This window comes from Erythrobacter sp. MTPC3 (assembly GCF_042854385.1).
Taxonomy (GTDB): domain Bacteria; phylum Pseudomonadota; class Alphaproteobacteria; order Sphingomonadales; family Sphingomonadaceae; genus Erythrobacter.
Genome location: NZ_BTGP01000001.1, coordinates 78,831 through 102,659 on the forward strand (window position 1 = coordinate 78,831; position 23,829 = coordinate 102,659).

Annotated in this window: 21 protein-coding genes; 13 read left to right on the top strand and 8 right to left on the bottom strand. The window is 58.6% G+C overall.

The genetic code is table 11. The features are described 5' to 3' along the window. Nucleotide 1: 1 nt before the first annotated feature. The 3 genes from zapE to ACGHU1_RS00400 are packed head-to-tail and all read right to left on the bottom strand — an operon-like array spanning nt 2 to nt 2,407. Complete coding sequence (gene zapE, locus ACGHU1_RS00390) at nt 2–1,117, bottom strand: cell division protein ZapE (RefSeq protein ID WP_390582362.1); 1,116 nt, start codon at nt 1,115–1,117, stop codon at nt 2–4. Next, the gene (locus ACGHU1_RS00395) at nt 1,114–1,602 is read right to left on the bottom strand and encodes a PaaI family thioesterase (RefSeq protein ID WP_390582364.1); all 489 of its coding nucleotides are present in this window, start codon (nt 1,600–1,602) and stop codon (nt 1,114–1,116) included. The genes zapE and ACGHU1_RS00395 overlap by 4 nt, the downstream gene beginning before the upstream one ends. Nucleotides 1,603–1,624: 22 nt before the next feature. Next, nucleotides 1,625–2,407: a succinate dehydrogenase iron-sulfur subunit gene (locus tag ACGHU1_RS00400; protein WP_390582366.1), complete on the bottom strand. Its 783-nt coding sequence runs from the start codon at nt 2,405–2,407 to the stop codon at nt 1,625–1,627. Nucleotides 2,408–2,642: 235 nt separating this feature from the next. Between ACGHU1_RS00400 and ACGHU1_RS00405 the strand changes: the two genes are divergently transcribed. Then, nucleotides 2,643–3,389, top strand: a complete 747-nt coding sequence (locus ACGHU1_RS00405; RefSeq protein WP_390582368.1) for an SDR family NAD(P)-dependent oxidoreductase — start codon at nt 2,643–2,645, stop codon at nt 3,387–3,389. Nucleotides 3,390–3,514: 125 nt separating this feature from the next. Beyond that, nucleotides 3,515–3,889 carry a hypothetical protein gene (locus ACGHU1_RS00410; RefSeq protein ID WP_390582370.1) on the top strand — a complete coding sequence of 125 codons (375 nt, stop codon included), beginning with the start codon at nt 3,515–3,517 and terminating at the stop codon, nt 3,887–3,889. A 95-nt stretch (nt 3,890–3,984) separates the two neighbouring features. On the opposite strand, the gene ACGHU1_RS00415 is transcribed toward ACGHU1_RS00410, so the two are convergent. Beyond that, the gene (locus ACGHU1_RS00415; RefSeq protein ID WP_390582372.1) at nt 3,985–5,019 is read right to left on the bottom strand and encodes a phosphoribosylglycinamide synthetase; all 1,035 of its coding nucleotides are present in this window, start codon (nt 5,017–5,019) and stop codon (nt 3,985–3,987) included. Between the two features lie 183 nt (nt 5,020–5,202). On the opposite strand from ACGHU1_RS00415, the gene ACGHU1_RS00420 reads away from it, so the two are divergent. Both ACGHU1_RS00420 and ACGHU1_RS00425 read left to right on the top strand, forming a co-directional pair. Further along, nucleotides 5,203–6,612 carry a hypothetical protein gene (locus ACGHU1_RS00420; RefSeq protein WP_390582374.1) on the top strand — a complete coding sequence of 470 codons (1,410 nt, stop codon included), beginning with the start codon at nt 5,203–5,205 and terminating at the stop codon, nt 6,610–6,612. 64 nt (nt 6,613–6,676) lie between these two features. Continuing rightward, nucleotides 6,677–7,312, top strand: a complete 636-nt coding sequence (locus ACGHU1_RS00425; protein ID WP_390582376.1) for a class I SAM-dependent methyltransferase — start codon at nt 6,677–6,679, stop codon at nt 7,310–7,312. Between the two features lie 55 nt (nt 7,313–7,367). On the opposite strand, the gene ACGHU1_RS00430 is transcribed toward ACGHU1_RS00425, so the two are convergent. Beyond that, entirely contained in the window at nt 7,368–10,175 is a 2,808-nt protein-coding gene (locus tag ACGHU1_RS00430; RefSeq protein WP_390582378.1) for a ribonuclease E/G, read from the bottom strand. A gap of 430 nt (nt 10,176–10,605) precedes the next feature. Between ACGHU1_RS00430 and ACGHU1_RS00435 the strand changes: the two genes are divergently transcribed. The 6 genes from ACGHU1_RS00435 (at nt 10,606) to ACGHU1_RS00460 (ending at nt 18,120) form a co-directional block, all read left to right on the top strand. Beyond that, the gene (locus ACGHU1_RS00435; RefSeq protein WP_390582379.1) at nt 10,606–11,475 is read left to right on the top strand and encodes an N-acetylmuramoyl-L-alanine amidase; all 870 of its coding nucleotides are present in this window, start codon (nt 10,606–10,608) and stop codon (nt 11,473–11,475) included. A 103-nt stretch (nt 11,476–11,578) separates the two neighbouring features. Continuing rightward, on the top strand, nt 11,579–14,104 hold the full coding sequence (locus tag ACGHU1_RS00440) for a penicillin-binding protein 1A (RefSeq protein ID WP_390582381.1): 2,526 nt from the start codon (nt 11,579–11,581) through the stop codon (nt 14,102–14,104). A 40-nt stretch (nt 14,105–14,144) separates the two neighbouring features. After that, entirely contained in the window at nt 14,145–14,678 is a 534-nt protein-coding gene (locus tag ACGHU1_RS00445) for a peroxiredoxin (RefSeq protein WP_390583149.1), read from the top strand. A gap of 91 nt (nt 14,679–14,769) precedes the next feature. Next, on the top strand, nt 14,770–15,897 hold the full coding sequence (gene prfB, locus ACGHU1_RS00450; RefSeq protein WP_390582383.1) for a peptide chain release factor 2: 1,128 nt from the start codon (nt 14,770–14,772) through the stop codon (nt 15,895–15,897). Beyond that, complete coding sequence (locus ACGHU1_RS00455; RefSeq protein WP_390582385.1) at nt 15,897–16,613, top strand: class I SAM-dependent methyltransferase; 717 nt, start codon at nt 15,897–15,899, stop codon at nt 16,611–16,613. Before prfB ends, ACGHU1_RS00455 begins: the two co-directional genes overlap by 1 nt. 103 nt (nt 16,614–16,716) lie before the next feature. Further along, entirely contained in the window at nt 16,717–18,120 is a 1,404-nt protein-coding gene (locus tag ACGHU1_RS00460; RefSeq protein WP_390582387.1) for an NAD(P)H-dependent flavin oxidoreductase, read from the top strand. Nucleotides 18,121–18,526: 406 nt separating this feature from the next. Here the strand turns inward: ACGHU1_RS00460 and ACGHU1_RS00465 are convergent, their stop codons facing one another. Next, nucleotides 18,527–19,543, bottom strand: coding sequence for a 2-hydroxyacid dehydrogenase (locus ACGHU1_RS00465; protein WP_390582389.1), 1,017 nt, complete (start codon nt 19,541–19,543; stop codon nt 18,527–18,529). A gap of 106 nt (nt 19,544–19,649) precedes the next feature. Between ACGHU1_RS00465 and ACGHU1_RS00470 the strand changes: the two genes are divergently transcribed. Beyond that, complete coding sequence (locus ACGHU1_RS00470; protein WP_390582391.1) at nt 19,650–20,171, top strand: SH3 domain-containing protein; 522 nt, start codon at nt 19,650–19,652, stop codon at nt 20,169–20,171. Between the two features lie 31 nt (nt 20,172–20,202). Here the strand turns inward: ACGHU1_RS00470 and ACGHU1_RS00475 are convergent, their stop codons facing one another. Both ACGHU1_RS00475 and ACGHU1_RS00480 read right to left on the bottom strand, forming a co-directional pair. Then, complete coding sequence (locus ACGHU1_RS00475) at nt 20,203–20,493, bottom strand: hypothetical protein (protein ID WP_390582393.1); 291 nt, start codon at nt 20,491–20,493, stop codon at nt 20,203–20,205. Nucleotides 20,494–20,507: 14 nt separating this feature from the next. Beyond that, the gene (locus tag ACGHU1_RS00480; protein ID WP_390582395.1) at nt 20,508–21,704 is read right to left on the bottom strand and encodes a thiolase family protein; all 1,197 of its coding nucleotides are present in this window, start codon (nt 21,702–21,704) and stop codon (nt 20,508–20,510) included. Nucleotides 21,705–21,864: 160 nt separating this feature from the next. Between ACGHU1_RS00480 and ACGHU1_RS00485 the strand changes: the two genes are divergently transcribed. Together ACGHU1_RS00485 and ACGHU1_RS00490 are read left to right on the top strand one after the other, a co-directional pair. After that, nucleotides 21,865–23,295 (top strand): coniferyl aldehyde dehydrogenase, encoded by a 1,431-nt coding sequence (locus tag ACGHU1_RS00485; protein ID WP_390582396.1) that lies wholly within the window; start codon nt 21,865–21,867, stop codon nt 23,293–23,295. A 137-nt stretch (nt 23,296–23,432) separates the two neighbouring features. Beyond that, a complete protein-coding gene (locus tag ACGHU1_RS00490; protein WP_390583151.1) occupies nt 23,433–23,807 on the top strand; it encodes an NADH-quinone oxidoreductase subunit A in 375 nt (124 codons plus the stop codon). Nucleotides 23,808–23,829 lie beyond the last annotated feature (22 nt).

Sequence of the window (23,829 nt, forward strand, 5' to 3'; positions counted from 1 at the left end):
TTCAGTAATCCGCCCCGTGGCCCAGTGCGAGATATTCGTCGCTCTGCATTTCGTTAAGCCGGCTTACCGTGCGCTGAAATTCGAAGCTGCCGTCGCCGGCGGTGTACAATTGGTCCGGCGCGGCTGCGGCCGTGGCAAACAGCTTTACCCGGTGTTCGTATAGCGCGTCGATCAGCGTAACGAACCGTGCCGCTTCGTTGCGGCTGTCGGGGCCCATCAGCGGAATTCCGACGATGATGACGGTGTGAAATGCCTGCGCAATGGCCAGATAATCAGGTGCCCCGCGAGCCTCTGCGCACAGCCGTTTGAAACTGAAAACCCCGACGCCTTTAAGCGATTTGGGGACATGCATCGTCCGTTTTGCGCCAATTGCGAGCTCTTCCGATGGGACATGCTCTGCATCCTCCGGCGCAAAGTCGGTCAGGCGGAAGAACGCCTCACGCACCTTTTCTGTCGCTTCATCGCCCAGCGGTGTGTGCCAAGTCGCCAGATCGCCAATCCGGTCAAGCCGGTAATCGGTCGGCCCGTTCAAAGGCAAAACGTCCATCTCCCCGTCGATCAGGTCGATAAACGGCAGGAAATGCTCTCGGTTCAGTCCATCTTTGTAAAGATCGTGCGGCGGCCTGTTAGACGTTGTTACGATGGTCACGCCCTGCTCGCATATCAGCTGGCTGAACAGGCGGCTCATGATCATCGCATCAGCTGAATTGTTGACCACCATCTCATCAAAGGCGAGACAGCGCACGTCTTGCGCAATGGCTTCGGCGACGGGCGGGATGGGATCGCCGGATACCGATTTGCGCGCCTCTCGCATGGCTGCGTGGACGTCTTGCATGAAGGCGTGGAAATGAGTGCGGCGCTTTTCGTTTATGGTCAGCGTGCTGTGGAACAGGTCCATCAGCATCGACTTTCCGCGCCCGACGCCGCCCCACATATAGACGCCTTGCGGACGCTCTTTCTTGCGGCCGAAAAGTTGTCCCAGCAGCCCGCCGGGCGCATCAGCTTCCAGCTCTTTTTGCAGGGTGTCGAGCCGAATTGCCGCCCGGCGCTGGTCCGGGTCTGCCCTAAGCTCGCCCGAGGCAATCAGCTTCTCGTAGCGCGCCAGCATTCCGCTCATGCCGGTAGATCACGCGGCAGCGCCTTCATCTTGCGCACAATGCCGGAATAGCTGGTCACTATATCATCGCCTTGCACGCATTCGCCGCGTAGGAACAGCATTCGGCCCGTTTCGCGCACGATCTCGGTCACGGCGTCGAGAGGTCTTTCCGGGTCGCCAGCACCGACGAACTGCGTCGATAGCTCAACCGTGACCGATGGCCCGGCATTCCCGCTGCCGATCACATGCATGGCCGCGAACAGCGCGATGTCGATCAGACCCAGCGTGGCCGCCCCGTGGATGTTGTCGCCGAGGTTTGTGTGGCGCCGTTCTGGGAACATACGCAGACGGCATCGGTCGCCTTCGCCGCGGACCCTTAATTCGCCGAGCACTGCCGTGTTGTAGCGGGTGCGGTCTTTGAGGTTCCAGCTATACCAGCCTTCCTCCCCGTCTGCTTCCGCAGCGGACAGGGGCCGGTAATCGAATGGCACACCGGGTTCGCTCATAAGCTTAAGCCCGCCGGAGCGATCAGATCGCGCGTTCGGCCATCATCTTCTTGGTTTCGGCGATTGCCTTTGCCGGGCTAAGACCCTTGGGGCAGACATTCGCGCAGTTCATGATGGTGTGGCAGCGATACAGGCGGAACGGATCTTCAAGCGCATCGAGACGCTCTCCCGTCATTTCATCGCGGCTATCGGCCAGCCAGCGGTATGCCTGAAGCAAGATCGCCGGACCCAGGAACTTGTCCGAATTCCACCAGTATGACGGACACGCTGTCGAGCAACATGCACACAGGATGCACTCATAAAGACCATCGAGCTGTTCGCGCTGCTGCGGCGTCTGCAGGCGCTCTTTACCCGAAGGCGTGGTGCTGACGGTTTGCAGCCATGGCTGGATCGAGGCGTATTGCGCGTAAAAGTGGGTGAAGTCCGGGACCAGATCCTTGATCACGTCCATGTGCGGCAGAGGCGTGATGCGAATCTCGCCCTTCAGGTCTTCGATTGCTGTGGTACAGGCGAGCCCGTTCTTGCCATTCATGTTCATCGCGCAGGAGCCGCAAATGCCCTCGCGGCAGGACCGGCGGAAGGTGAGGGTGGTGTCGACCTCGTTCTTGATCTTGAACAGTGCGTCGAGAACCATCGGGCCGCAATCGTCGAGGTCCAACTCGAACTTGTCATAGCGCGGGTTCTTGCCCGTGTCGGGATCGTAGCGATACACCTTGAACGATTTCAGACGCTTGCCGCCCTCGGCCTTGTGGACCTTGCCATCTTTTCGGATGGTCGAGTTCTTGGGGAGGGTGAAAGTCGCCATGTCAGTGTAATCCCATTTCTACTTGCCACCTATCTAGCGTCTTGGCCGCAGGGCGCAAGAGAGCCGGTGTTGCAGCGTTTGGGATAGCTGTTGAATGGCTGACACCATCCACAGCGCGCAGAGACATGGACCGCATGTTACACGGTCCTGGGGCTAAATTCGTCGCGACCCTTTTGATGCTTATGAAAGCGGACGATTTGTGGAACCATAAGACCATTGCCCCGCTCTATTGCCTATGGATGAAGTAGGAAAACCAGGCATCACCGCACCGCGCACTGCGGCTATATTCGGCAGCACTGGCGGAATTGGCCGGGCCTTGTGCGAAAGGCTTTCCGATTTGGGGTGCAAGACGATCTATGCGGGATCGCGCGATGGTAAATTACCAAAATTGCCCGGCTCTGTCCCTTTCGCTTTTGATCTGACCGATGAGAGCACAATAGAGGCCGCCGCATCCCTGATGAAGGACAATCCGCCCACATGGGTAATCGCGGCGACCGGCGTGCTGACGTTGCCGGACGGAACCGGACCTGAGCGGACTTACAAGCGGCTCGATCCAGCCGCGATGGCGCAGGTGTTTGCACTCAACACGATTGGCCCTGCGATCATCGCCAAACATATGCTGCCCCTGATGCCGCGCGACGAGGCATTCGTTTTCGCAGCCCTGAGCGCGCGGGTCGGCTCCATTTCCGATAACGGACTAGGCGGATGGCACTCCTACCGCGCGTCGAAAGCCGCGCTAAACATGCTGATCAAGAATTTCGCGCTTGAAACGGGCCGAACCCATAAAAACGGTTCCGTAATCGGCCTCCACCCCGGCACGGTGGACAGCGCGCTGTCGGAGCCATTCCAGACAAACCTTCCCGATGGCCAGTTGACCGAACCAAACGAGGCGGCAGATAATCTGTTGAGGGTGCTCGCAGGGCTCAGGGCGGAAGATAGCGGAAAGGTGTTCGATTTTGCTGGGAAAATTGTTCCGGCCTGAGGGTTTTGGAATGAATTGGGTTGGGGTGACTATGACCGTTTACGACCCAATTACGGACGTTCCAGCATTGCGCTCTGTGCTTTCGAATCGTACGCTCTCGGAAGCCGCGAGAATGAGGTGAATGCGTGAAGAATTCTGTATGGTTCACAATACTGGCTGGGCTGTTGCTAACATCCCAGCCAGCAGCTGCGAAACCGACTCTAGAGAACTATTTTGAGTGCAGAACCAAAGACGGCGTAGCGCTATCTGAAGTGATCGCATTTAAGGAGGATTATGAAGCAGCAGCGCGGGCTGCTGGTTTCGAAGGATACAACGTCAAAGTAATGATCCCAATTTATCATGAAAAAATGGGTGGTGGTAGGTTCACTTGGTATGGTTCCTACTTGAACTACGAGGTTTGGGCCGAAGTTAATAAGTGGTTTGGTCAATCTGAATGGCCAGCGCGCTTCTATGCAATTGTGGACTGCAAGAGTTCATCTTTTTGGCGTGCAATTGATTAAGCTAATGACACTCACACTTCTGACTCCCATGGTCAGCGTCCGCTTCCACCCCCAATGCCAGACGTCGGAAACGCTCCAAATTCTCCTGACAGGCTTCAAATCAGCCCGTGCCGCCTGAGCCCCTCTGCCAGCAGTGTCTCGATCAGGTCTGATTGCGACCATCCCGCCATTTTGGCCGCGACGCCGAAAACCTTTTGCGACCACAAATTGCAGTTGAGGTTCAGCTCCAGAAAAGTGATCTCGCCGGTCGCTTCGTTCACACGGAATTCGAAACGGCCGTAATCAAACGGGCGATACTCTTCCCACACCATGCGGGTGAGTTCTTGAATGCGCGCCACCATTTCCGTTTTTTCGAATGGGTCTAGCGAGTATTTCTGACTGCGATCGACCAGATCGCGTTTCTCGTAATAGGTGCGTAGGTGCGATGGATCGGATTGGCGGAAGATCAGCATCGGCAGGATTTGCGGCTCGCCATTGATTGTCACCACCGGAACTTCGACGTCGCTTCCTTCGAGGAAGGGCTCAACAATCGCATCCTGTCCGCCGTTTGAGGGGTCTTCGTGGATACGTATTACCGCTTTTTCCACGCCTTCCCAGTCGTAGGCATCCTCTACGCCCCAACTGGCCGACGAATTGTTCGGTTTGATCACATAGCGGGCGGCTTTCGGGCATTTGTCCTGCCTGACCGGAGCGCCTTTTCTATACACCGCCCAAGGCGCAGTCGGCACGCCGGCATCAGCGGCGGAGCGTTTGGCCAGGTGCTTGTCATCCGACAGCCCGCGCAAGATCGGGTTCGCGCCCAGATACGCAATCCCTGCACGCTCACATAAAAGCGGCGGCAGCATTTCGGAATTGAAGAAACCGGCCCGGTTCAGCAGGGGGAACACAAAATCAATGCCCTCGGGCGGGTCGAACAAAATCTCATGCGTTTCCGACAGCGTGAGGCGTAACCCGAGCCCCTCTAGCACCTCACGCATTTCGCGGTGATACATGGCGTGATTGCCGTCCTGCGGGTGAATCTCACCCTCCCACAGAGCATTCTTCGCGATAAACAGGATGTTAAGCCGTTCCTTCGCACTTTCCGGAATGCGAAGCGGCTGTAAATCGGGATGGATTGTTGTGTCGTGCATGGTCAAAACGGCTCAATCTGGTAAGCCGCGCCCATAGGCTGCGCGTTTCGGGTGCGCCAGCGCAATTTTTGTTTTGCTGTCGTCGCGGCGGCCTTGATACGGGATTGTCACAAGATTTCGAAAGCACAAACTCTGCCGCCGCTCAATCGCCCGTTGCCGGGTATTGATTTCGGGCCCGCTGAATTGCGTCTGATTGATGCACTGTCCTCTGGCGGGGACGCAAGGATCACTCTCGCGCCGGAAACCGGGCTAAACAAGTATCTGTCGGCCCCGCATCCGCGCGATATCGCCGCGTATTCATCGTCCACGGTCAGCGATATTTCGCGCGCTGCGTTCGAGCATTTGCTGGACCAGCCACCGGTTCAAAATGCGGCTGATTACGGCCGCGTTCTCGACGGGATCAGGCACCGGGTGCGCAGGGAATGTGGACTGCCGGGTGATACGCAAATCGTCTTCGCGGCGTCTGGGACCGATCTTGAATATGTCGCTCTGGCGGCAACCATCGGCAAAGCGGCGAAGGGCGTTCACAATATTTTGCTGGGCGCAGACGAGATTGGCAGCGGCTGCATACATTCCGCCAACGGAGCATACTTTGCAAACGAAACGGCTCTAGGTATTCCGGTTGAGCCAGCGGACCATGTGGCGGGGTGCGGCCCTGTCAGCATGGTCGATGTGCCGGTCAGATGCGGGGAAGGGGTGGCGCGCACCAGCGAGGCAATCAGCGCCGCGATACGCGCTGAAATCCGCACAGCACAGGCGGCACACAAACATGCACTGGTGCACGGGGTCCACGGGTCCAAGACTGGCCTGGTGCTGCCATCACTCGCCGATATCGACGCCATGCGCGCGGAGTTTGCGGGCGATGTGACTTTCGTGATCGACGCGTGTCAGGCGCGGATCACCAGCGGCGCATTAGGCGAATATGTGAAGCGGGATTGCATAGTCCTGCTCACAGGTTCGAAATTCGTCGGCGCACCGCCGTTCAGCGGTTTCGCCCTGGTACCGCAGTCGCAGGTCGATGGCGCGGCGAATTTGCCGAGCGGTTTTGCGACCATATTCAATCGCGCAGAGTGGCCGCATAGCTGGCCAGGCCGCGAGTGTTTGCCCGGCGGCTGCAACGCGTCGCTCGCTTTGCGGTTGGAGGCGGCGATTTTCGAGATCGAGCGGTTCCAGCGTCTGCCGGTCAGGAAGGTGAAAGCCATTCTCGACACGTTCGAAGAGTGTCTGGAGGATGCGGTGATCACGCCGCTGGGTGTCCAGCGTGTGCTGCCCCACGCAATCGGCATGGAGGCCGCGCAGTCGCAGCGGCCGATTGAAATGCGCACGCTTATGACGCTCGATCTGAGTGTTCTCCCCGGCCTCGCGACCTTTGATGAAGCACAGGGCGTTCACCGCCGTCTCGCACTCGAAGCGGGCATCCGCCTGGGCCAGCCTGTGAAGTGCGTGCGCATCGCCTCTGGCTGGGGCGGAACTTTGCGGATCGGCCTAAGTATGCCTCTGATCAGCCGGTTCGCGGCGATGACGATCGCCGATGCACGCGCGATCATGCTGCGCGACTTCACCGCCATCGCGGACTGGCTGCGCAATCTCTAATATCTTGGCAGCGCCGCTTTTTGGGGTAGACTGATCCGCTGGTTCAGCTTGGGAGAGTGCGCTGGTGGGAGTTCGTGATTGGTATGATGCGCACATAATGCCGCGCCTTGTGACCTGCGCTTGCAGCCAGGGTCAGGTGATGAAGCGGCGCGCGCAATTGATCCCGCTGGCACAAGGTGACGTATTCGAGCTTGGCTGCGGAGGCGGGATCAACCAGCAATTCTATGAAGCGGGTGCGATCACCAGTTACGCCGGGATAGACCCGCATGGGGGCCTGCTAAACGATGCGCGCGAAGCGGCACAGGCCAAAGGCTGGCCCGCCGATATTCGCCAGGGCGTGGGCGAGGATATCCCATTCCCGGCAGGTTTTTTTGATTCTGTAGTTTGCACGTTCACCCTCTGCTCTGTCGAGGATCCAAAACAGGTGCTGTCCGAAATGCGCCGCATTTTGCGTCCGGGGGGAAAGGCGCTGTTCCTTGAGCATGGGCGTGCGCCGGATGCCGGCATAGCGAAATGGCAGGACCGTATCGAACCTGTCTGGAAAAGGATGGCCGGCGGATGCCATCTGACGCGGCCCATAGGGTCGGCTTTCAGAGGTGCCGGGTTTGAGGTCGATCCGCTAGGGCAGGGGTATCTGCCCAAAGCGCCCAGATTTGCAGGCTGGAACGAATGGGGCGTGGCGCGCAAGCCGGGGATCTGATTACCCCTTTTGGCCTGCGCGCCTGTTGCCCGTGATTTAATACGCCGCCAGTTACTTACTCACCGAAAGTGCGCTGCCACCAGCCGCGTTTTTTGTTGCCCGATGGCGCCTCTGACGAATCGTCATCAGTGCCAGCCGCTGGTGCCGATGGTTCGGGTGCCGCAGTGGCTTCGGGAGCTAGCGTATCCTGCGCAGCCGCTTCAGGCTCGGCCTCGGCTTTAGGTTTAGCCTTGGCGCGTGATTTACGCTTCGGCTTTTCCGCAGCAGGGGTTTCAGATGCTTCACCTTGAGGCTCGGCTTCTTCGGCCTTTTTCTTGCGCGGCGCACGTTTGCGTTTCGGCTTTTCTTCGGCAGGCGCCTCTTCTGCTGCATCCGCTTCGGTCGCGGGATCATTCGCCGCTGGTGAAGGCTCGTCGGCCTTTTTCTTGCGCAGTGCACGCTTGCGCTTGGGCTTTTCTTCGGCCGGTTGTTCCGCGGCTTCTTCCTCTGCCGCCATAGCGCCTGCGGTCTCGGGTGCATCGTCCGGTCCGGCGATAACGGCCATGTCGTCCTTCACCTGTTCGGACACCTCTTCGAGGTTTTCCGCATCGGTTTCGCTCACCGTTTCATCGCCCGATTTTCGCCGACCACGCCCGCCGCGCCGGCGGCGACGCTTTGGTTTGTCATCGCCGTCATCATCAGAGCTGTGATCGTCGGATGACGAATTCTCGTCCGAGGAATCGTCACCGTCATTGTCGTTTGTTTCCGCGCCATTTTCGTCGCGCTTCTTGCCGCGTCCACGGCCACCGCGCCGGCGGCGGCGACGTTTCTTGCGTGGTTGACCATCCTCGTCAGTTTCGTGATCGCGGCTTTCGTCTTCGCCGTTTTCCTCTTCGGGAAGATCATCATCGTCATCATCATCATCGACGATGGGATCGAATTTCGGCGCATGTGTTGGGCGCGGTCCCGCACTTGATGCGGTCATTTTCGCGCCTTCGTCCTCACCCTCGGGTGAAACCTCGACTGTGACGCCGTAACGCTGCTCAATCTCGACCAGCTCGCCGCGCTTTTCATTGAGCATATAAATCGCCGCTTCGGTGCTGGCGGCGAGTTTGATGATCGTGCCTTTACCCTTGGCTGCTTCGTCTTCGATCAGGCGAAGCGCGGACAGGCCTGCGGACGATGCCGTGCGGACCAGGCCGGTGCCATCGCAATGCGGGCATTCGCGCGTGGTCGCTTCAAGCACACCTGTGCGCAGGCGCTGACGGCTCATTTCCATGAGGCCAAAGCTGGAGATGCGGCCAACCTGAATGCGGGCACGATCGTTCTTCAACGCATCTTTCATGCACTTTTCGACTTTGCGGACGTTGGAATTGTATTCCATGTCGATGAAGTCGATCACGACCAGACCGGCCATATCGCGAAGGCGCAGCTGGCGGGCGATTTCCCGAGCAGCTTCCAGATTTGTGTGGAGCGCGGTCTGTTCGATGCCGTGTTCTTTAGTCGATCGGCCCGAGTTGATGTCGATAGAAACCAGCGCCTCGGTCGGATTGATGATCAGATAGCCGCCCGATTTCAGCTGCACCATCGGATCATACATCGCGCGGAGCTGATCCTCTGCGCCGTAACGCTGGAACAGGGGCACCGGGTCATTATACGCCTTCACCCGCCGTGCGTGGCTGGGCATCAGCATCTTCATGAAAGCTTTGGCGGATTTGTAGCCGTCCTCGCCTTCGACGATGACTTCCTCAATCTCTCGGTTGTAGATGTCGCGGATCGCGCGTTTTATCAGGTCACTGTCCGAATGGACCAGGCTGGGCGCGGTAGAGGCGAGGGTGGTCTGGCGAATGTCGTCCCACAGCCGCGCCAGATAATCGAAATCACGTTTGATCTCGGTCTTGGTACGGCTGATGCCTGCGGTGCGGACGATCAGGCCCATAGTTTTAGGCAGGGAAAGATCGGATACGACCTGTTTCAGGCGTTTACGGTCGCTGCTTGAATTGATTTTACGGCTGATGCCGCCGCCATGCGAACTGTTCGGCATGAGCACGGTGTAACGGCCAGCGAGGCTGAGATAGGTGGTCAGGGCGGCGCCTTTATTGCCGCGCTCTTCCTTTACAACCTGGACCAGCAGGACCTGACGGCGATTGATAACGTCCTGTATCTTGTATCGGCGGCGCAGGGCCATCCGTTTGGCGCGAACTTCATCGACTTCCTTGGCGCGGCTGCGGCCTTTGTTGCCGCCTTTGCCACCGCGACCACCTTTGCCCTGACGGCGGCCACGACCACGTCCGCGGCCGCGTCCACGGCGCGGATTGTCGTCGCCGTCGTCATCGGAGGACTTTTCGCCGTCTTCGTTGTCGTCCCCATCGGAATCATCGTCGCCATCGTCTTCATCATCGGAATCGTCGTCGTCCGATGTGCCGTCTTCGATGGTTGAAACCTTATCCTTGTCAGACGTGTCGACCTCTTCAAGCCCGTCTTCGGCGAGGTCTTCTGCAAGAGCTTCGGCGCTTTCATCCTCGGCATCGTATTCGTCGCCGGGGGTGATGCCGTCTTCTTCTTCGGCATCGCGCAAACGCGCTTCTTCTTCGGCGGCTTCGGCTTCTTCGGCCAAAAGCGCTTCGCGATCCGATTGCGGGATCTGGTAATAATCGGGATGAATTTCGCTGAAAGCGAGGAACCCGTGCCGGTTTCCGCCGAAATCGACGAAAGCGGCCTGCAATGATGGTTCTACCCTTGTAACTTTCGCGAGGTAGATGTTGCCTTTGATCTGCTTGTGTTCAGCAGATTCAAAGTCGAATTCCTCAATCCGGTTGCCTTTGAGGACCGCCACTCGGGTTTCTTCCGAGTGGCGCGCATCGATTAGCATGCGCGTTGCCATTAGTTATTCTCCAAACGCCCGCTCGCGCGGCCAGTGGCTCGCGGTGTGGGCGTGTATGCTGTGATGTGAAAACGCGCTGTTTGAGCGCGACGATTGTTGCTGCCGCATCTCGCCGTGTTACCGAGGAGCCTGCGATATTCGTGTCTGCTGTGAGAGAGTTGCGGAAAAACTCCGCGTTCTGGCTCGCACGTTCGCCAGCGCCGGATGGGCCCTGCGAATCTATCTGCGAGGAGAAACGTCTCGTCACTGCATCAACCTGTTGTGGTTCTTTGCGGTGGATGACCGGGCGAACCTGCGAGAGAAACATCACTGCCACGCAATAGTTAACGCAGCGGCAGTCAAGGTTTCAGTAATATACGACTAGCACCGTGGGTTTCGTCCCGCAACTCTATTGCGCTTTGTTCGCGCAACATCCTAAGCACTGCAAGCAATGAGCATTCGCACGCTCCTAATCATCCTATTCGCTGTGCCCGCCATACTGCTGGGGACGGCCTTTGCGCTTGGCCTGAAAATCCCGGTGCCGGCATTGGGCCGCGAATATGTTCTCAGTTTTCTGATCGATGAAAGCACTCCTGAATTCCAGCTGCCCGGCGTCGAGGGGCCAACCGATCGCAGCCGTCCGCTGGTCGTGATCGATGCCGGTCACGGGGGCCGCGATTACGGTGCGGTAGGGGGCGAGGTGCTGGAAAAGGATGTTGTGCTCGCCATTGCGCAAGGTGTGCGGGATGCGCTGATCGATGCAGGGGGCATTAGAGTTGCGATGACGCGGGACGGGGATGAACTGGTCCCTCTCGATTACCGTCCGGAAATGGCGCGCCAGCTGGAGGCTGACCTGTTCCTGTCGATACACGCCGATTCCGCGGGTGAATTCGGCAATGTTTCAGGTGCAAGCATATATACCCTCTCTACCGAGGCATCGAGCGAGGCGGCAGCCCGCTTTGCCGCGCGGGAGAATCAGGCCGATCGTGTGAACGGCCTCCAGATCGAGGACCAAAGCGAAGAGGTCAGCGCGATCCTTGTCGAATTGTCGCAGGCACGCACGCAGGACGATGCAGCCGAGTTTGCGTCCCTGATCACTCGGGAGGGCGAAAACCAAATCGTTTTCCATCCCACCGCGCGCCGATCTGCAAACCTCGCTGTTCTGGTCGCGCCCGATGTTCCCTCGGTCCTGTTTGAAAGCGGGTTTATCACCAACGAAGAAGACCGTGCGCGCCTCACCACCGAAGAGGGTCAGGCAAATTTCGCGAATGTCCTCGCGCAGGCAATAAGGGTATATTTCGCACGGCGGGCCGATCCTTGATCTGCGCGCTAACCGGGCATTAAGGCGCGGCCTTGCACACCGCCGCGCACTTTGTTCAAACACGCTAGCAGGGCGGGGTGACCCGTGCTAATCGGCCCGAATAATGACTGACGCTCCATCCTCGATGAACTTCGCGCAATATGTTCGCTATCGCTTCAACCGCGATTTGAGCGGCGCTGGCGCATGGTTTTTGGAGAAATGGCGCGGCAGCTTCCTGTTCAAGGCTATTGCGGTTTTCATCGGCCTTTGCATCGTGGGGTGGGTGGCGCTGTTTGTATGGCTTGCGCGCGATTTGCCAGAGGCGTCTTCGCTGCTGGAGTATGAAACGCCGCTGCCCACCGTCGTGCGCGGTATCGACGGCGAAATCGTGCATTCCTATGCCCGTGAACGCCGCGTGCAGTTGCAATACCCGGATTATCCGGAAAATCTGGTCGGCGCGTATCTGTCTGCCGAAGACAAGACATTTTTCAGCCATGGCGGCGTCGATCTGACGGGCACTGCCAATGCCGTGGTCGATTATGTCACGAAATATGGCTCGGGCGACCGGGCCGTAGGCGGCTCCACCATTACGCAGCAATTGGCGAAAATCCTGCTGCTGGGCGATGAATATTCGGTCACGCGCAAGCTCAAGGAAATGATCCTGGCCAGCCGCATCGAAGAGGTTCTGTCCAAACAGGAAATCCTTGAGCTTTACCTCAATGAAATCCCGCTGGGCCGCAGGTCATTCGGGGTGCAGGCCGCATCGCGCGCCTATTTTGACAAGGATGTGGGCGAGCTGGATTTGCATGAAATGGCGTTCCTAGCGATCCTGCCAAAGGCGCCGGAACGCTATGGCCGGTCCGGGCAGGAACAGGCCGCACTTGCCCGCCGTGACTTCGTTCTCAGCCAGATGGAAGCGAACGGCTATATTTCCGCCGCAGAGCGCGACACCGCATCCGCCATGCCGCTGGGCCTTGTGCGCCAACGCACCCAGCGTTCTGCCGATGCAGGGTATTTTCTCGAAGAAGTTCGCCGGCAGCTCATTGCCGATTTCGGCGAAACTGCCGAGGATGGCGGCAACAGCGTCTATGCTGGCGGATTGTGGGTCCGCACATCGTTGGACGTCGAGTTGCAGGAATCGGCTCGTAACGCCCTGCGCAACGGGTTGATGCGTTACCAGCGCGGGCGCGGTTGGTCGGGCGCGATTGCAACAATCGACGTGAGTGAGGGCAATTGGGCAAGCCAGCTTGCCAGCTCTTATCTCTCTGTCAATTACGAGGATTGGCGCGTTGGCGTCGTAACGCAGCGCAGCAGATCAAGCGCGACGATCGGATTTTCTAATGGCGACGAAGCGCCGCTTTCCGGCCTTCCCAACTCGCTAAAGGCTGGCGATGTCATCACCGTCAGTCCGCAAGGGTCAGGTTTCAAGTTAGAGAGCGTTCCGGGCGTTTCCGGCGGTTTCCTCGCACAGTCGGTTCAAACCGGGCGCATTCTTGCCATGCAAGGCGGTTTCGATCACCGCTTGTCAGATTTCAACCGTGCCACACAGGCGCAGCGTCAGCCCGGCTCCACGATCAAACCATTCGTCTACGCCGCTGGCCTTGATAACGGCCTCACACCGGCCAGCGAAGTGCCCGATCAGGAATTCTGTGTCTGGCAGGGCGCGCGTTTGGGCAATAAGTGCTTTTCAAACTTTGGCGGCAGCCGCGGCGGCGGGGTCTACCCGATGCGTTTCGGGCTTGAGCAGAGCCGCAATCTCATGACTGTTCACATCGCATCCGAAGCGGGCATGGACAAGGTCGTCGACACTTTCAGAAAGGTCGGCATCGGCGATCACCAGCCATTCTACGCATCGGCGCTGGGATCGGGCGACACGACGGTCGAAAATATGGTCAACGCCTACGCCGCGCTCGCCAATCACGGGCGGCTGCATGAACCATCGGTAATCGACTACGTGCAGGACCGGCGCGGCAAGGTGATCTGGCGCGCGGATAAGCGGCAGTGTCAAGGCTGCAATATGCCCGAATGGGACGGCGAACCCATGCCTCGTCCCGGCGCAATGGGCCGTGAGGCGATGGACCCGCGCACCGCGTTTCAGGTCGTCCACATGCTCGAAGGTGTCGTGACACGCGGCACTGCCACCCGCCTGCGCGATCTTGAACTGCCGCTGTTCGGCAAGACCGGAACGACCACTGGCCCGACAAACGCCTGGTTCGTCGGCGGTTCGCCAGAAATCGTGGCAGGCGTTTACATCGGATACGACACGCCCCGCAATTTGGGCGGGTATGTGCAGGGCGGCAACACAGCCGCGCCGATCTTCAAAGACTTTGTTATAAATAGCCGCGACCGCTGGAGCGATGATCCCGCTGTTGCGCCGCCGGGTGTGCGCATGGTGCGTGTAGACCGCCGCACGGGTAAGCGCGTGTTCGACGGATGGCCATCGGGCGATCCGAAAAGCGCAATCATCTGGGAGGCGTTCAAGCCGGATACCGAACCGGATCGCTCAACCCGTCAGGACGAGATCGCTGCAAAACGTGAGGAAATCCTCCAGCTTATCAGGACCGCGCGGGCTGGCGGTTCGGGCCGGAACGAAGGTTCAAGCTTTGACCAGCCAAGCGATTTTGTCGAGGAAAGTGGCGGGATTTATTGATCCGGCTTCACCAACCGCTGTCACGAAAGACTGGACTGCTATGAACATCGCCTCACGCCCTATCGCTGCCGCCGCGTTGCTGCTTGCCGGGATCGCATCGCCTGCGTTGGCAGAGCTGCCCGCGGGCGAACGTGCACCTGTTTTCACAGCGAAGGCTGCGATGGCGGGTGAGGAATTCGGATTTTCCCTTCGCGCCGCTTTGGCCAAGGGGGCGGTTGTCCTCTATTTCTACCCCAAGGCTTTCACAAAAGGCTGCACGCTAGAGGCAAACGCATTTGCCGATGCGATGCCGCAATTCCGGGCCGCCGGCGCCAGCGTAATCGGCATGTCGGGCGATGATATTGAAACGCTCAAACGGTTCAGCCGCGAAGAATGCCGCGATGCCTTTCCTGTGGGTACGGCGAGCGCGCGCCTGATCGAAGCGTATGACGTCGCACTCGGGCAGGGCGACCTTGCCAGCCGCACGTCCTATGTCATCGCGCCCGATGGCCGGATTGCCTATGTCTATTCCAGCGGCGATTACCGCGAGCACGTGTCGCGCACGCTTGCCGCGGTCAAATCAATCTCCAAATAGGCTGCAAGGCGGGGAGACACCCGCCGCGATGCTTTACAATCGCTGCCTCCGCGTTAAGCGGTAGGCCAAATCGAGATTTGAAGGATAGTCTATGCGGGCCGAGGCCCAAGCCAATATCGACCGGATCGAGGCCGCTCTCGACCTGGTTCGCCAATCGCTCGATTGGGACCGCGCGCTGCGCCGTCTTGATGAGCTGGATGCGCGCGTTCAGGACCCGACCTTGTGGGACAATCCAAAAGAAGCGCAGGCTATCAGCCGAGAGCAGAAAACGCTGGAGACAGCAGTAAACACCGTGCGCGAAATCTCTGCCGAGATGGCCGATGCAGTTGAGTTCATCGAAATGGGCGATGCGGAGGGCGAGGAAAGCATCGTCAACGATGGTCTCGCCAGCCTTGAAAGGCTCGCCAAACGTGCCGATGCGGACAAGGTCCAGGCGCTGTTATCGGGAGAGGCTGATCCGAACGACACCTATCTTGAAATCCACGCTGGCGCTGGCGGCACGGAAAGCCAGGACTGGGCGGAAATGCTCTTTCGCATGTATGGCCGCTGGGCTGAACGGCGCGGGTTCAAGATCGAAACGGTCGAATATCAGGCAGGCGATCAGGCTGGGATCAAGTCTGCCACATTGCTGATCAAGGGCGACGGCGCCTACGGGTATTCAAAGACCGAAAGCGGCGTGCACCGGCTCGTGCGGATCAGCCCGTATGACAGCGCCGCGAAACGCCACACAAGCTTTTCCAGCGTCTGGGTGTATCCCGTCATCGACGATGACATCGAGATCGAGATTGATCCCTCCGACCTCAAGATCGACACCTACCGCGCATCGGGCGCAGGCGGTCAGCACGTCAACACCACCGATTCCGCCGTGCGCATCACCCACCAGCCAACCGGCATTGTGGTCGCGAGCCAGAATGATCGCAGCCAGCACAAAAACCGCGCCACCGCGATGAATATGCTGAAAGCGCGCCTGTTCGAGCGGGAAATGGCCGAAAGAGAAGCGGCCGCGGGCAGCGAGTATCAGGAAAAAAGCGATATTGGCTGGGGCCATCAAATCCGTTCCTATGTCCTGCAGCCGTATCAGATGGTGAAGGATCTGCGCACCGGCGTGACCTCCAGTTCGCCTGACAAAGTGCTCGACGGTGAGATTGACGAGTTTATTTCTGCCGCCCTCGCGCAGCGCGTGACCGGGGAGACGGTCGAGATCGAGGACGTGGAATAATGCGCGCCGGGACTGCTTTGTTGGCGGCAATGGCGGTGCTGATCGCTGGCTGCGACCAGTTCGCGCCTGCGCCGGAGCGCCCGGCAACCGCGCTCGAATTTCCTGAACCGGACAGGCCCGTTGCCGAGGTTGTCTCAAACCAGTTTTCAAACGAAGACGCGCGTGACGAGCGCAACGAAGCGCAGGTGGTCATGGACCTCGCCGATATCGAGGAAGGCACAACAGTCGCTGATATCGGTGCGGGAGAGGGATATTACACCGTCCGCCTTGCCCAGCGCGTTGGCAGCGATGGCCGCGTCTTGGCGCAGGATATCAGCCGGGATGCGCTGGAAAGGCTGGGGCGCCGGGTCGAACGCGAGAGGCTCGAAAACATCTCGATCAAATTGGGCCGCGCAGACGATCCGCAATTGCCGACCGACAGTTTCGACCGCATTTTCCTCGTGCATATGTATCACGAAGTGACAGAGCCATACGCCTTTCTATGGCGGCTTTGGCCTGCGCTGGCAGAAAACGGCCAGATCATTGTCGTTGACGTCGACAGACCGACTGACAGGCACGGCATTCCGCCCAAATTGCTCTTTTGTGAATTCGGCGCGGTGGGTTTCCGGCTTGTAGAATTTATCGAGCGTCCCGATATCCGTGGATATTTCGCTCGGTTTGAACGCGGAGAGTCCCGTTCCGAGCCCGAGGCAATCGAGGCTTGCAGCAACGGGTAGATATTCCGGTTTCATTCCGCGACCGACATTGACTGTCCGGTTCGCAACCCTAAGGGTCAACATCAAATTTCGCGCTGTGATTTGCGCGTAGGGGAGTTATTCATTGTTCAAGGGACTTAGCCCGATCATGTATGGCGGGCGCGAAGTGTGGCCTGTTATCGAGGGCGGCAAGGGCGTTTCGGCGACCAATCACGAAAGCTCCGGCGCGTGGGCGGCGGCAGGCGGTATCGGCACAGTTTCTGCGGTGAACGCAGACAGTTACGACGAAAACGGCGATCCGATCCCGCAGGTCTACCCGCAGGCGACCCGGCTGGAACGTCATCAGCAGCTTATCCAGTATGCTATCGATGGCGCTACGACGCAGGTCAAAAAAGCGTATGAAATCGCTAACGGCAAGGGCGCGATCAACATCAATGTGCTGTGGGAAATGGGCGGCGCGCCTGAAGTTCTTGAGGGCGTGCTCTCCAATTGCAAAGGCATGATCACAGGCGTGACCTGCGGCGCAGGCATGCCATATAAACTGGCGGAGATCGCCGAGCGGCACAATGTCCACTACCTGCCGATTGTGAGTTCGGGCCGTGCGTTTCGCGCGCTTTGGAAGCGAAGCTACAAAAACGTGCCGCATCTGATGGCGGCGGTCGTTTACGAAGACCCTTGGCTGGCAGGCGGGCATAACGGCCTGTCCAACGCCGAAGACCCGACCAAACCGGAAGATCCGTATCCGCGCGTCAAAACCTTGCGCGAAATGATGCGCAAGGAAGGCGTCAGCGATGATGTGCCTATCGTGATGGCAGGCGGTGTCTGGCATCTGCGTGAATGGAATGACTGGATCGACAATCCCGAGCTTGGCAAGATTGCGTTTCAGTTTGGCACCCGGCCCCTTTTGACGAAGGAAAGCCCGATCCCGCAGGTCTGGAAAGACATGCTGCGCACGGTTGAGCCGGGCGATGTCCTGCTGCACAAATTCTCTCCCACCGGGTTCTATTCCAGCGCCGTGAAAACGCCGTTCCTCTATGACCTGATGCACCGCAGCGAACGCCAGATCCCGTTCTTCAAACGCGGCGAGGAAGAGGGGACCGTGCAGCTTGGCGAAGAGGGCAAGGCGCGCTCTTTCTGGGTGATGCCTGAGGACAAGGTGAAAGCTGACGCCTGGATGCGGGCAGGGCACACAGAGCCACTTAAAACTCCGGACGGCACCATCGTCTTCGTCGAACCTGATGCGCGCGACACAATCCGTAAAGACCAGCAGGACTGCATGGGCTGCCTGTCGCACTGCCAGTTTTCCAGCTGGAAGGATCACGACGATTACACGACTGGCCGGCTCGCTGATCCGCGCAGTTTCTGTATCCAGAAAACGCTGCAGGATATCGCACACGGCGGTCACCCGGATGACAATCTCGCCTTTGCCGGACATGCGGCTTATAAATTCAAGCAGGATCCGTTCTACTCGAACAATTACACACCCAGTGTGGGCGAACTGGTCGAGCGGATTTTGACCGGAGACTGATCCACTGGGGCCAGGCGAACTCTCTGATGCCGAAATAGAGCGGCGTCTGCCCCTTTGGGTGGTTCTATCCGATCTGTTTCTTGATACGGAGCCAACGCCGCAGCTGTACCAGCATATTGCCCGCACTGCGCGTGCCGGCAGCTTTTCCAATGCGGAAGTCGAGGCAATTTTTCGAGAGGATGTCGCACCGGCATTTTACAGAAATCTGCTAGACGTAGCAGGAGAGTGGGTTGGCTGGCCCGAAGATGTAGTTCGAGAGTGGATTTTGCGCTACCGCGAGCGGGCAATGCATAGAGCGGCGAGCCGGCTCTTGATGGGCAAATTTATAACGGAACAGTGGGTTCAAATCGAGGCAGCTCTGGCAAACTAGTGTGGCCTGATTTCCCGAGCTGCGCCATTTGACGCGTTAGCGCACCAATGCGGTCAGAACCTGATCGGGTGGACGATGTCCGTCAGCCCAGAACCGAATATTGGCGATAACTTTTTCGCCGGAGGCCTCGCGGCCCTCGGCGGTTGCACTGCCGATATGCGGCAGGGTCATTACGTTGGGATGTTGGAGCAGCCGTTCGTCCACGTGCGGCTCGTTCGGATAGACATCCAGCCCGGCCCCAACAAGTTTGCCCGAATACAGTGCCGCAATCATCGCTTCCTGATCAATCAGTTCGCCGCGCGCGGTGTTGATGATGCTCGCGCCGTCTTTCATCAACGCGATGCGACGTTCATCAATCATGCCGCGCGTTTCCTCGCTTAACGGGCAGTGCAGCGTCAAAATGTCCGCTTCTGCGACCAGATCGTCCAGCGAACCGACATACCGCGCGCCCAGCATTTGTTCGAGCGCGCCGGGAAGCGGTTTGCGGTTGTAGTAAATGACCTCCAGCCCGAATGCGCGGGCACGGTGCGCGACGGCCTGACCGATGCGGCCCATGCCGACAATGCCCAGCACCTTGCCGCCGAGTTTTCTTCCCAGCAGGCCGGATGGCGCCCATCCTGTCCATTCGCCCCTGCGCACCAGCGAGGTGCCTTCACGAATGCGGCGAGGCACACCGATAATGCCAGCCATCGCAAGATCGGCTGTGTCTTCTGTGAACACACCCGGCGTATTGGTGACCATGATCTTTCGAGCAGCGGCAGCGGAAAGGTCGATATGTTCCGTGCCCGCACCAAAGTTGGCAATCAGGCGCAGGCGGTCGCTGGCAGCCGCAATCATTTCGCCATCAATACGGTCGGTCACTGCCGGGACGAGCACATCACAGTCTTGCATCGCCGCGACCAACTGATCGCGCGTCATCGGCGTGTCTTCGGTGTTCAGCACAGCCTCGTAAAGCTCGCTCATCCGCGCTTCGACGCTGGGCATCAGGTGGCGGGTCACAACCACTTTGGGTTTGCCAGAGGGGAAATGCGGCGGTGTGTGTGTAGCGGCCATGAAAGCGGGCTAGGGCCACAGGGGCAGGGCGGTCAAGATGCTGGCGGCACTGCCCCTATCAAAGATATCGTTTGCAAACAGTTTTACACGCTTGAAGCGTGCGCCAATGGGGCGCTATCTACGCATCATGACCGCGCTCCGATCAATCACTGGCTTCTGTCTGACTGCGATGTGTGCGCTTGCCGTTTTGACGATGGCCACCGCGCCCAGTCCGGCGAAAGCGCAATTGCGCGAAGTGCCCTATTGGGCGGCGCTCAGGTTTGACCGGGTGTTCATGCGCGTTGGGCCAAGCCAGGAATACAAGATCGACTGGGTGTACAAGCGGAAGGGACTGCCGGTTAAAGTGGTCCGGGTGCGTGAAAGCTGGCGGCTTGTCGAAGATCCGGAGGGCGTGCGCGGTTGGATTGCCTCCAGCCAACTGACGCCGACACGCGGCACAGTGGTAATTGGCGAAGGTGCTATTGAACTGCGCGAATCTGCCGATCGGGGATCAGCCCTCCGGTGGCGAGCGGAACCGGGTGTGGTGGCAAAACTGCTGCGCTGCCGAGAAGACCGTTGCGAGATCGACGTGACCGGCCGCGTTGGCTGGGTCGATCAGGATCGGCTGTGGGGCGCGGGAGAGCCTTAAAGCGAGCCTTCTGCGAGAGTTTTGGCAACAATTATTCAAGCAAATTTTTGTTGCCGCATTTCCGGTAACTGCCAACAAACGTCAGGCAATAGGCTTCAAGCACATTAAAACGATGGGATCTTATGAGCCAGTCGAACCAAATGCGCTGTCCGCATTTCCGGCATTTCAGAAGCAACATGAAGCCAAATACTGCGAAGCCACCAAAAAAACCGATAATCCAACCGTAATGAAAATCGTCCTTATCGCCGAAATTTACTACAAGCGGCGCCGCCAAGAGAAAAGCGATGATTAAGTAGGGTAACGCAAAAAGAATCTTGGGCATTTGACTAGTTGCCCTTAAACTAATTCCACAGCCACTGCGGTGGCCTCTCCGCCGCCGATGCACAGACTGGCGACCCCGCGCGTCTTGCCCTGCTGTTTAAGCGCGTTGAGCAGGGTCACGATGATCCGCGTTCCCGACGCTCCGATGGGATGGCCCAGCGCAGTTGCGCCGCCGTTTACGTTGATCTTGGCATGATCGATACCAATGTCTTTCATCGCGAACATTGCGACACAGGCAAAGGCTTCGTTCACTTCCCAAAGCTCCACATCGTCAACGCTCCATCCGGCATTTTTGAGCACTTTTTCGATGGCTCCAACGGGGGCGATGGTGAAGTCTTTGGGTTCGCGTGCGTGCGCTGCCATGGCAACGATTTTCGCAAAAGGCTCAGCCCCCTTTTCCTTGGCAACGCTCTCGCGGGTGAGCACGACGGCGGCAGCGCCATCTGAAATTGAACTTGATGTCGCAGCGGTGATGGTGCCGTCCTTGGCAAATGCCGCGCGCAGGGTCGGGATTTTATCCGGACGGCCGCGGCCGGGCTGTTCGTCAGTATCGACAGTCACGTCGCCTTTGCGGGTGGAATAGCTGACCGGGACAACTTCATCGGCGAACGCGCCGCTTTCGATGGCGGCATTTGCACGGCGCAGCGATTCGATGGAGTATTCGTCCATATTCTCGCGCGTCAGCTGATATTCGTTGGCTGTGTCCTGCGCGAAAGTGCCCATTGCGCGGCCTTCTTCGTAAGCATCCTCCAACCCGTCGAGGAACATATGATCATATGCGGTATCGTGGCCGATCCTCGCGCCAGAGCGGTGCTTTTTAAGCAGATAGGGCGCGTTCGTCATGCTCTCCATGCCGCCTGCGACAACCATGTCGATCGTTCCGCTCGCCAGCGCCTCTGCGCCCATGATGACGGTCTGCATGCCGCTGCCGCACACCTTGTTTACGGTGGTTGCCTGAACTGATTCTGGCAGGCCGCCCTTGATCACCGCCTGGCGCGCCGGAGCCTGACCCAGACCGGCAGGCAGCACGCAGCCCATGTAAGCGCGGTCGAAATCCTCACCCGCAATACCGGACCGTTCAACCGCTGCCTTCACCGCAGTTGCACCAAGGTCAGTGGCCGAGACATCGGACAGGGCGCCCTGCATCCCGCCCATCGGAGTGCGGGCATAGGAAAGGATCACAATCGGGTCGGCGGCGGAAAACTGGGTCATTTATCGGCTCCTGAAGGGAGGTGAATGGTTGCCGCGTGATGTAATGAAGCGCTGCGATGAATTCAAACCGAATTGGCCTGCAAAACAGGCACGCTTGCAAGTGCCGCGTCTTTCAATCACACAGGATGGCAAAACAAAACTGACATTCCGGGAGCAGACCATGGCCGACGATCGCCGCGAAGAACTCGAAGCCCTTTTGAAATTGCAGCGCGATGCCTTCACCGCATCCCGGCCAGAATCAATGGCGATGCGCAAGGACAGGATCAAACGCGCCATGTCCCTGCTGAAGGAGCACGCGGAAAACCTGTGCAAGGCGATGAGCGCCGATTTCGGCAATCGCGCTATCGAACAAAGTATGCTGACCGATATCGCCGGGACAGTGGGCGCAGGGAAACACGCGCTTAAGAATATGGATAAATGGGCCAAGCCGGATAAGCGCCCGGTTCAATTTCCGCTGGCCTTGCTCGGCGCGAAAGCTGAGGTTCGCTATGAACCCAAAGGCGTGATCGGCATCCTCAGCCCGTGGAATTTCCCTGTAAACCTGGCGTTTTCGCCGCTGATGCAAGTTCTGGCAGCTGGCAATCGCGCTATGATCAAGCCGAGCGAATTTACCGAGCGGACAAGTCTGTTGATGGCGGAACTGGTGGAGGAGTACTTCACCTCTGACGAGGTCGCTGTCGTCACCGGCGGACCTGAAGTCGCCGCGGCGTTTTCCTCGCTGCCATTCGATCATCTGGTTTTCACCGGCTCGACCGAAACGGGCCGCAGGGTGATGCAGGCGGCAGCCGAAAACCTTGTGCCTGTGACACTCGAGCTGGGCGGAAAGTCGCCGGTTATAATGGGCCGTAGCGCCGATTTTGAAAAAGCGGGTGAGCGCATTGCGCTGGGCAAGATGATGAATGCCGGGCAAATCTGCCTGTCGCCGGATTACATGATCGTTCCCGAAGATAAGCAGGATGAAGCGGTCGCGGGTGTCTCCAACGGTGTCAGCAATATGTATCCGACCCTGCTCGACAATGATGACTATGCGTCCATCGTATCCGACCGGCATTTTGAACGGCTTCAGGGTCTAGTCGAAGATGCGCGCGAAAAAGGCGCCGAGGTGATCGAGGTCAATCCCGGCAACGAGGATTTCTCGAACGCGAACCAGCGCAAGATGCCGCTCAACATCATCAAGAACGTCAACGACGACATGAAGGTGATGCAGGAGGAAATCTTTGGCCCCGTCCTGCCGGTCATGACGTACAAAGCGGTCGATCAGGCGGTCGATTACGTCAATGAACATGATCGCCCGCTCGGCCTGTACTATTTCGGCGATGAAAAGGCGGAGCAAGAGCGTGTGCTCTCCCGCACGATCTCCGGCGGTGTCACGACCAATGACGTGATCTTCCATGTGTCGATGGAGGATTTGCCATTTGGCGGTGTCGGTCCATCAGGCATGGGCAGCTATCACGCGGTCGAGGGTTTCCGCGAATTCAGCCACGCGCGCGCTGTTTATCAGCAGCCAAAGATCGATGTTGCCAAGCTGGGCGGTTTCAAACCGCCATATGGCAAGGGCACGCGCAAGGCCGCTGCCGGGATGATGAAATAAGGCAAAACGCGCGAGGCCGATCTGCCGTTCGCTTTTATGCAACAATAATGCGCTGATTTGCCCGAGTCGCACCCTTGCGCGGCCGAAACGACACGCCTAGACGCGGGCGCTAGGGATAAATTAACTTGGAAATCGCTGTGATCGATCTCAGCCAGTATCTGCCGATACTGATCTTTATTGTCATCGCCTTTGGCCTGTCGGTGCTGTTCGTGTTTCTGCCGATGGGCGTCTCGCGTCTTACCGGCTCGCACAACCCGGATGCCGATAAGCTCAGCGAATATGAATGCGGCTTTCCCGCGTTCGAGGATGCGCGCAGTCAGTTTGATGTGCGGTTTTACCTGGTCGCGATCAGTTTCATCATCTTCGACCTTGAGGCAGCGTTCCTGTTTCCGTGGGCCGTCAGCCTTGGCGAAACACAGTGGGTTGGCTGGATCGGTATGATGACGTTCCTGTTCATCCTCGCCGTTGGCCTTGCATATGAATGGAAGAAAGGAGCTCTGGACTGGGAATGAGCAACTCGCAGAACTCCACGAT

Coding starts and splice junctions, on each gene's coding strand:
- zapE (WP_390582362.1), bottom strand. CDS start 1,117: ATGAGCGGAATGCTGGCGCGCTACGAGAAGCTGATTGCCTCGGGCGAG.
- ACGHU1_RS00395 (WP_390582364.1), bottom strand. CDS start 1,602: ATGAGCGAACCCGGTGTGCCATTCGATTACCGGCCCCTGTCCGCTGCG.
- ACGHU1_RS00400 (WP_390582366.1), bottom strand. CDS start 2,407: ATGGCGACTTTCACCCTCCCCAAGAACTCGACCATCCGAAAAGATGGC.
- ACGHU1_RS00405 (WP_390582368.1), top strand. CDS start 2,643: ATGGATGAAGTAGGAAAACCAGGCATCACCGCACCGCGCACTGCGGCT.
- ACGHU1_RS00415 (WP_390582372.1), bottom strand. CDS start 5,019: ATGCACGACACAACAATCCATCCCGATTTACAGCCGCTTCGCATTCCG.
- ACGHU1_RS00430 (WP_390582378.1), bottom strand. CDS start 10,175: ATGGCAACGCGCATGCTAATCGATGCGCGCCACTCGGAAGAAACCCGA.
- ACGHU1_RS00435 (WP_390582379.1), top strand. CDS start 10,606: ATGAGCATTCGCACGCTCCTAATCATCCTATTCGCTGTGCCCGCCATA.
- ACGHU1_RS00440 (WP_390582381.1), top strand. CDS start 11,579: ATGACTGACGCTCCATCCTCGATGAACTTCGCGCAATATGTTCGCTAT.
- ACGHU1_RS00445 (WP_390583149.1), top strand. CDS start 14,145: ATGAACATCGCCTCACGCCCTATCGCTGCCGCCGCGTTGCTGCTTGCC.
- prfB (WP_390582383.1), top strand. CDS start 14,770: ATGCGGGCCGAGGCCCAAGCCAATATCGACCGGATCGAGGCCGCTCTC.
- ACGHU1_RS00455 (WP_390582385.1), top strand. CDS start 15,897: ATGCGCGCCGGGACTGCTTTGTTGGCGGCAATGGCGGTGCTGATCGCT.
- ACGHU1_RS00465 (WP_390582389.1), bottom strand. CDS start 19,543: ATGGCCGCTACACACACACCGCCGCATTTCCCCTCTGGCAAACCCAAA.
- ACGHU1_RS00470 (WP_390582391.1), top strand. CDS start 19,650: ATGGGGCGCTATCTACGCATCATGACCGCGCTCCGATCAATCACTGGC.
- ACGHU1_RS00475 (WP_390582393.1), bottom strand. CDS start 20,493: ATGCCCAAGATTCTTTTTGCGTTACCCTACTTAATCATCGCTTTTCTC.
- ACGHU1_RS00480 (WP_390582395.1), bottom strand. CDS start 21,704: ATGACCCAGTTTTCCGCCGCCGACCCGATTGTGATCCTTTCCTATGCC.
- ACGHU1_RS00485 (WP_390582396.1), top strand. CDS start 21,865: ATGGCCGACGATCGCCGCGAAGAACTCGAAGCCCTTTTGAAATTGCAG.